Annotated in this window: 7 protein-coding genes, 1 tRNA gene and 1 pseudogene; 7 read left to right on the top strand and 2 right to left on the bottom strand. The window is 70.8% G+C overall.

Going from position 1 to position 6361, the window contains the following annotated elements:
• Positions 1-668, top strand: a pseudogene (locus tag CA984_RS25180) (serine/threonine protein kinase); the annotation flags it as partial.
• Positions 669-837: 169 nt separating this feature from the next.
• Here CA984_RS25180 and CA984_RS25175 read toward each other — a convergent pair.
• Complete coding sequence (locus CA984_RS25175) at positions 838-1863, bottom strand: M48 family metallopeptidase (protein WP_207621025.1); 1026 nt, start codon at positions 1861-1863, stop codon at positions 838-840.
• A gap of 74 nt (positions 1864-1937) precedes the next feature.
• On the opposite strand from CA984_RS25175, the gene nadD reads away from it, so the two are divergent.
• From nadD to CA984_RS25155, 4 genes are all read left to right on the top strand, one after another.
• Positions 1938-2570 (top strand): nicotinate-nucleotide adenylyltransferase, encoded by a 633-nt coding sequence (gene nadD / locus CA984_RS25170; RefSeq protein ID WP_207621024.1) that lies wholly within the window; start codon positions 1938-1940, stop codon positions 2568-2570.
• A 125-nt stretch (positions 2571-2695) separates the two neighbouring features.
• Positions 2696-3103 (top strand): ribosome silencing factor, encoded by a 408-nt coding sequence (gene rsfS, locus CA984_RS25165; RefSeq protein WP_012893678.1) that lies wholly within the window; start codon positions 2696-2698, stop codon positions 3101-3103.
• Positions 3100-3732, top strand: a complete 633-nt coding sequence (locus CA984_RS25160; protein WP_086576022.1) for a histidine phosphatase family protein — start codon at positions 3100-3102, stop codon at positions 3730-3732. The genes rsfS and CA984_RS25160 overlap by 4 nt, the downstream gene beginning before the upstream one ends.
• A gap of 124 nt (positions 3733-3856) precedes the next feature.
• Positions 3857-3929, top strand: a tRNA-Ala gene (locus tag CA984_RS25155).
• Between the two features lie 178 nt (positions 3930-4107).
• Here CA984_RS25155 and CA984_RS25150 read toward each other — a convergent pair.
• Positions 4108-4704 carry a helix-turn-helix domain-containing protein gene (locus tag CA984_RS25150; protein WP_086576021.1) on the bottom strand — a complete coding sequence of 199 codons (597 nt, stop codon included), beginning with the start codon at positions 4702-4704 and terminating at the stop codon, positions 4108-4110.
• Positions 4705-4817: 113 nt separating this feature from the next.
• Between CA984_RS25150 and CA984_RS25145 the strand changes: the two genes are divergently transcribed.
• Positions 4818-5654, top strand: a complete 837-nt coding sequence (locus CA984_RS25145) for a DMT family transporter (RefSeq protein ID WP_086576020.1) — start codon at positions 4818-4820, stop codon at positions 5652-5654.
• A gap of 41 nt (positions 5655-5695) precedes the next feature.
• Positions 5696-6343, top strand: coding sequence for an FMN-binding negative transcriptional regulator (locus tag CA984_RS25140; RefSeq protein ID WP_086576019.1), 648 nt, complete (start codon positions 5696-5698; stop codon positions 6341-6343).
• Positions 6344-6361 lie beyond the last annotated feature (18 nt).

The raw sequence follows: 6361 nt of genomic DNA, 5'->3' as shown, positions 1-6361 counted from the left end.
GCGGGCGTCCGGCCTCCGGGACGGGCGAGACGTCCCGGGGGTCCCGGCCGGCGTCCGGGGGGACGGGACGCAGACCGGTCCGGGGGAGGGTCAAGGGACGGCAGGCGGACGGCGCGCAGTCCTCGGAGAGCGCGACCGGCGGCAGGGCGGGGTTGCCCGCGGGGAGCGGCGCGCTGCTGCTGCTGGCCGTGCTGGCCGTACCGTGCGTGGTGGCCACGGTGATCTGGCCGCTGGCCACCTTCGCCGTCACCGGGCTCTTCGCCGTCCTGGCCCGCACGATCTGGGCCGGGCGCTGGCTGGTCAGGAAGCGCAAGTCGGCCAGGGTGCGGGGCCTCCTGCGGGTCGTGGGCTTCCCGCCGACCTTCGTGGTGTCGCTGCTGACCGCGCTGGCCTGGCCGGGGCTGCCCGCCGCGGCCCTCGCGGGCTTCGTGCTGTGGTTGGTCCTCGGCGCCTCGCTGCCGCCGGAGTGGTGGCTGCGCCCCGCTCCCGTCGCGGTCGCCGGCATCGTGTTCGGCGTGGTCTGCGGTGCGATCATCGGCCGCGAGGTCGAGAGGATCAGCTCCGTGATCCCCGAACTCCGCAAGGAGGGACTGCGGGCGCTGGCCGTACTGGGCGGGTTCGTCGCACTGTGCGCGGCGGCCGTGCGGGTGGTCGCCCTGCTGGTCTGAGGGCCCGAGCTGGTCTGAGGGCCCGAGGGCGGGGATGCCCCGTCGGCGGGCCGATGGTTTCCGTTGACGGATCCGTCGGCGGGACGGATCCGCAGGTGGGAGCAGGAAGGTTCAGAAGCTGGCAGGAAGGTCCAGAAGACGAGCTTCTGGACCTTTTCCCGGGCTCCGCCTAGTTGCCGTCGCGGCGGGAGAAGCGGTTGAAGATGCGCTCTCCGGCGTTGACCGCGCCCTCGGCCACGTCACGCAGGACGCCGATGAAAGGGTCCTGGGACTGCGACCACGACTCGCGGTAGGAGCGGGCGGCGGCCTTGATCTCTTCGGAGATCTTGGCATTGGAGTCGTCGGCCCGGCGGGGGTATTCGCCGCCGATGATCCTTTCGTACTCGCCGCCGCGGCGCCACTTGTCCAGCTCGGCGACCCGGGAGACCGCGAACGGGTGGGTGCTGCCGAGCAGGTTGAGGACCTTGAGCAGGCCGTCACGGACGTCGCCCGCCGTGTCGTACTCGCGTGCCTGGTCGAGGAAGGCCTCGATGTTCATCTCGTGCAGGCGCGATCCGCCGGCGAGCTTCATCAGCGCGCGCAGCGCGGCGTCGGTGTCCTGGCCGCAGAGCAGGCCGCCGCGGTCGGCGGAGAGCTCGGACTTGCGGTGCCACTCCTCCAGGCCCGCGACGATCGCGCGCAGGCCGATGTAGCCGAGCGGGATCCAGGCCACCCGGGTGGCCAGGCGGGTGAGGATGTCCAGCATGGTGCGGTAGACCGCGTGGCCCGAGAGGATGTGCGCGGTCTCGTGGCCGATGACGAAGCGCTGCTCCTCCTCGTCCATCAGGTCGAGCAGGCCGGTGCTGACGACGATGAACGGGTCGTCGAAGCCGATCGCCTTGGCCTGGACCAGCGGGCTCTGCTGGACGTAGACCTCGGGGATGCGGTGGAGGTCGAGTGTGTAGGCGGCGTCACGGCCCATGTCGTGCAGCGCGCGGAACTGGGTGTCGCTGGTGCGCACGGCCGAGGCGAGGTAGATCAGGCGCAGGCGGCGCTCGCTGACCAGTCCGGACATCTGCTTGAGCACCGTGTCGAACCCGCTGAGCGAGCGCAGAGCGACCAGCGCGGACCGGTCAGCGGGATGTTCGTAGGCACGCGAGCTGATTCCGGGAAGCTGCACGCGGTTGCGATCCGGGGTGGTGGTCATGTCCGGCATGCTACGTCGGGGGGGCCTGGCACGCGCGGGGGGTGACTAAAAGCCGTGCATGGCTTACGCGTATGGTCCGTTGCATGATGAACGCGCCTACCGGCCGGGGAAAGCGACGTCTGGGCGTCATGGGCGGCACCTTCGACCCGATCCACCATGGTCACCTGGTCGCCGCCAGCGAGGTCGCCCACCACTTCGACCTCGACGAGGTGGTCTTCGTCCCGACCGGGCGTCCATGGCAGAAGGCCGACAAGACGGTCTCCGCACCTGAGGACCGCTATCTGATGACGGTCATCGCGACCGCCTCCAACCCGCGCTTCTCGGTGAGCCGGGTGGACATCGACCGTCCCGGCCCGACCTTCACCATCGACACGCTGCGGGAGATCGCCGCCGCCTGGGGCTCGGACGTCGAGCTGTACTTCATCACCGGAGCCGACGCCCTCGCCCAGATCCTGAGCTGGCGTGACGTCGAGGAGCTGTTCACCATCGCCCACTTCGTCGGCGCCACCCGGCCCGGCCACATCCTGCACGACCCGGGGCTGCCGAAGGGAAAGGTCAGCCTGGTGGAGATCCCGGCGCTGTCCATCTCGTCCTCGGAGTGCCGGGAACGGGTCGCCTCGGGACAGCCCATCTGGTATCTCGTGCCGGACGGTATCGTTCAGTACATCAACAAGCGTGGTCTCTACCGCTACGTGAGCCCCCGATCGGACCGCTGATTCGTCCGCGGCACGGAATCGGGCGGCACACGACAGGCGTTGTACCTATGGCGCCTCTTCAACGAGCGCCCGATCGGGCACCCTGATAGGTGACAGCGCCGACTACAGGAGGACTAACCGACACCGTGACCGCAACCGACAGATCCGTCCAGCTCGTCAGGCTCGCCGCCGAGGCCGCGGCAGACAAGCTGGCCGATGACATCCTCGCCTACGACGTGAGCGAGCAGCTCGTCATCACCGACGCGTTCCTGCTCTGCTCCGCCACCAACGACCGTCAGGTCCGTGCCATCGTCGACGAAATCGAAGACCGGCTGCGGATCGAGGCCGACGCCAAGCCCGTCCGCCGTGAGGGCGAGCGTGAGGGCCGCTGGGTTCTCCTGGACTACATCGACATCGTCGTCCATGTCCAGCACGAGGAGGACCGCACCTTCTACGCGCTCGAGCGGCTGTGGAAGGACTGCCCCTCCATCGCCCTGCCGGACAGCGTGCGGCAGGCAGCCGCCCAGCGAGCCCGCGAGGCGGTAACTGAGTGAGTCGCCGTGTCGTCTGCCTGAGACATGGTCAGACGCTCTGGAACGTCGAACACCGTTTCCAGGGCCACAGCGACATACCGCTGGACGAGACCGGCGTGGCGCAGGCGGTCCGCGCCGCCTCGTTGCTCGCCTCCCTCCGCCCCGACATGATCGTCTCCTCGGACCTTCAGCGGGCCCTGACCACCGCCTCGGCGCTGGGCCGGGTCACCGGCCTGGACGTGGCCGTGGACAAGGACCTGCGCGAGCGTGGCGGGGGCGAGTGGGAGGGGCTCACCCGCGATGAGATCTTCGCCGGCTGGCCCCGCGAGTACGCCGCCTGGACCGCCCCGGGCGGCGAGGAGGTCGCCGACGTCGCAGAAAGGGTGTCGGCGTCGATCCGCCGCTGGGCGGCCGAACTCGACCCCGACGGCCTGCTGGTGGTCGCCTCCCACGGGGCGGCGCTCCGGCTCGGCGTCTCCAGGCTGCTGGGCCTGCCGCCGGAGCTCTGGTCCGCCCTCGGCGGCCTGGGCAACTGCTCGTGGTCGGTGCTGGAGGAGGGGCGCAAGGGCTGGCGCCTGCTCGAGCACAACGCGGGCACCCTGCCCGAGCCGATCCAGAGCGACGACAGCCCCGAGGTCACGCAAGACTGATTCCGCGGCACGGCTTGCGCCCGAAATGACGGGCGCGAGCCGTACGGCCGTCGATTAGGTGAACGTACGGGTCTCCCTATATGCTTCCGAAGCGCCGCAACGAGAGCACTCGGAGCGGTGACCAGGGGCTATGGCGCAGCTGGTAGCGCGCCTCCATGGCATGGAGGAGGTCTGGGGTTCGAATCCCCATAGCTCCACAGCGGGGCCGTTCTCGAAGCGGTCCGCAGGAAGTGACGAGATCCCGTCCGATCATCCCGATCGGGCGGGATCTTTCCGTTCTCCAGGTCGGTGCGGCCGCCGGAGCGCGTGCGGCGCGCGTGGAGAAGGGCGTGAGCGGTGTGCGGCCACGGCGGGCTCATCACGGACCGGTCGCGATCACGACTCCTGGCCGGGGGCCGGCGCGGGGCCGGGCGGGAGGTGGACGCTCATGATCAGGTGGCAGGTTTCGGTGCCCGCTCCGCGGTAGGTGTGGGGGACGTCGCCGTTGAACGTGGCGGTCTGCCCGGCCTCGACGGCGTATTCGGCGCCGTCGACGACGAGGGTCATCCGGCCGGAGGTGACGCTGATGGTCTCGACGACTCCGGCCTGGTGGGGGTGGCTGGGGTAGTCCTCGCCGGGCTCCAGGCGCCAGCGCCACACCTCGACGGGGCTGGGGGTCGGGGTCGTCAGCATGAGCCGGGCCTCGCTGCCCTGCTTCCCGGTCCACAGAGGTGCGACGGCGCCGGCGGCGACGATGCGGACGCGGCCTTCGGGTGGTCCCTGCATGAGGTCGGACACCGAGACGCCGAGGGTGTCGGCGAGGCGGACGAGCGTGGCGAGGTTGGGGTTGCCCTGGGCTTTTTCCAGGACGACGAGGGCGCCCTTGCTCACCTGGGCGCGCCGTCCCAGCTCTTCCAGGGACAGGCCCGCGCGCCGGCGGGCGGCCCGGACATTGTTCGCGACGATCCGCAGGGCCGCGGTCGGCTCCGTCATGTGATCACCCTCCCACTCGGAACAGTCCGCTGTACCGGCCGGTCGTTCGATTGGCATTCTGTGGTCGTTCTGGCATACATTGTAGTCGTTCCATTGTACTTCAGGGGGGTGTCGTGATCGCTCTGGTGCTGGCTCTGGGCTGCTCGGTGGCCTACGGGTGCGCTGATTTCCTCGGCGGGCTGGGTGCCCGAAGGGCTCATGTGCTGCGCACGGTGATGATCGCGGCTCCGGCGAGTCTCGTGGTCGAGCTGCTGCTGTGGCCGCTGCTGGGCGCCTCCTTCAGCGCCGGGGCCCTCGGCTGGGGCGCCGCCTCGGGTGTCGCTTCGGCGGCGGCGTTCGCGCTGCTCTACCGGACCCTGGCGATCGGCCCGATGAACGTCCTGTCGCCGGTCACCGCGCTGGTCTCGGCCGCGCTGCCGGTGAGCGTGGGCCTGTTGCAGGGCGAGCATCTGGCCGCCGCCGGGCTGATCGGGCTGCCGCTCGCGCTGGCGGCCGTGGTGCTGGTCAGCGCTGGACCCGGTGCGCGCTCAGCCCGGCCTTCGCGTACCGCGCTGCTGCTCGCGTTCGGCGCGGGCGCCGCGATCGCCCTCCAGCTCGTCTTCCTGCACCAGGCGCCGTCCGACAGCGGGGTCGCTCCGCTTGTCGTGGGCCGGGCGGTCTCCTCGGGCGTCATCCTGACGGCGGCCGCCCTGATGTTCCGCAGGCTCGGTCCCGCACGCCCCGCGTACGCGATGTCGGCGGCCGCGGGCGCGCTGGACTCGGTGGCGAACCTGCTGTTCCTGCTCGCCGCCCGGAGTGGTGACCTGTCCGTCGTCGCGGTGATCACCGCCCTCTACCCGGCCGGAACGGTCCTGCTCGCCCGCGGCGTGCTGCATGAGCGCATCGGCCGCGGCCAGGTCGTCGGCCTGGGCGCCGCCGCCGTCGCCGTCAGCCTCCTCGCCCTTTCCTGATCCGCAGACCACACCACAGTCCCCTTGCAGAGGAGTTCGACATGTTCATCCAGCCCTGGGACGCGAGCCTGGACGAGGCCGAATGGCAGGCCTGGATCGCCGAAGGCCACGACTTCGGACAGCTCAGCGTGAACGGCCTGCCCGGCGAGCCGCCCGTCGTCGTACCCACCCACTTCATCGGCGACGGACCCGATCTACTGGTCCACCTGGCTCGGCCGAACCCGGTCTGGAAGGTGATCGACCAGAACCCGAACGTCATCCTCACCGTCATCGGCGACTACGCGTTCATCCCCGGCCCGTGGCGCGCCCCCGCCGGCGTTCCGCCACGCGACGGGGTCCCGACCAGCTACTACACGGCCGTGCAGTTCACCTGCCGCGCCCATATCATCGACGACCCCGAGGCCAAGGCCGAACTGCTGCGCCGCCAGCTCGCGCACTTCCAGCCCGACGGCGACCACGCCGAAGTCACCGTCGACCAGCCGCCCTACGGGCGGATGCTGCCGGGCATCCGCGGCCTGCGCCTGCGGGTCACCGAAGTCGTCGCGAAGTTCAAGTACGACGACCACAAGCCCGTCGAGCACCGCGCGGCCGTCGCCGGCCACCTCACCGAACGCGGCCAGGGGCTCGACGCCTCGGCCGCGCACCAGCAGCGCCGGCGCCTGGACCGCATCGGCCCCTGGAAGTCCTGACCCCGCACCCGCACCGGC

Origin of the sequence: Streptosporangium minutum (assembly GCF_002149035.1) — a bacterium.
Lineage (GTDB): Bacteria > Actinomycetota > Actinomycetes > Streptosporangiales > Streptosporangiaceae > Streptosporangium > Streptosporangium minutum.
Note: the sequence above shows the minus strand (reverse complement) of the source record. Positions and strands in the feature narration are given on the sequence as shown.

Excerpts from the sequence above, each read along its gene's own strand:
- CA984_RS25150 (WP_086576021.1), bottom strand. The coding sequence starts at position 4,704 with ATGACGGAGCCGACCGCGGCCCTGCGGATCGTCGCGAACAATGTCCGG.
- nadD (WP_207621024.1), top strand. The coding sequence starts at position 1,938 with ATGATGAACGCGCCTACCGGCCGGGGAAAGCGACGTCTGGGCGTCATG.
- CA984_RS25175 (WP_207621025.1), bottom strand. The coding sequence starts at position 1,863 with ATGCCGGACATGACCACCACCCCGGATCGCAACCGCGTGCAGCTTCCC.
- CA984_RS25140 (WP_086576019.1), top strand. The coding sequence starts at position 5,696 with ATGTTCATCCAGCCCTGGGACGCGAGCCTGGACGAGGCCGAATGGCAG.